The sequence below is a fragment of the Vibrio sp. 10N.286.49.B3 genome, assembly GCF_002873395.1.
GTDB lineage: Bacteria > Pseudomonadota > Gammaproteobacteria > Enterobacterales > Vibrionaceae > Vibrio.
The window spans coordinates 1-244 of sequence record NZ_MCUV01000042.1 but is presented as its reverse complement, the minus strand read 5'-3'; the positions used below and the strand labels follow the sequence as shown (position 1 = coordinate 244).

Genomic DNA, 244 nt, shown 5'->3' with positions numbered 1-244 from the left:
CATCGTTATCCACGATCAGCGATTGTTCAACGTCATTGCCGTCAAGGTAGGTCACCACCATGTCACCAAAGTCATTGGCCTCAGCGGTGTAAGCCCCGTCGGCCGTCGTGGCTAAGTTCACCACTAAGTCCGCTTCAGTTGGGTTGCTCAGGCTCACGGTAAACTCAACACTTTCACCCTCATTGACGATAACATCGTCACTGATGGACAGCGTCGGTTTGTCGTTGTCCGGATCATCCCCTGG

1 protein-coding gene is annotated in these 244 nt (G+C 53.3%); it reads right to left on the bottom strand.

Features of this window, described 5'->3' with window-relative positions:
- A partial coding sequence (locus BCU68_RS16965; RefSeq protein ID WP_198591742.1) for a hypothetical protein occupies positions 1-244 on the bottom strand: 244 nt, incomplete at both ends.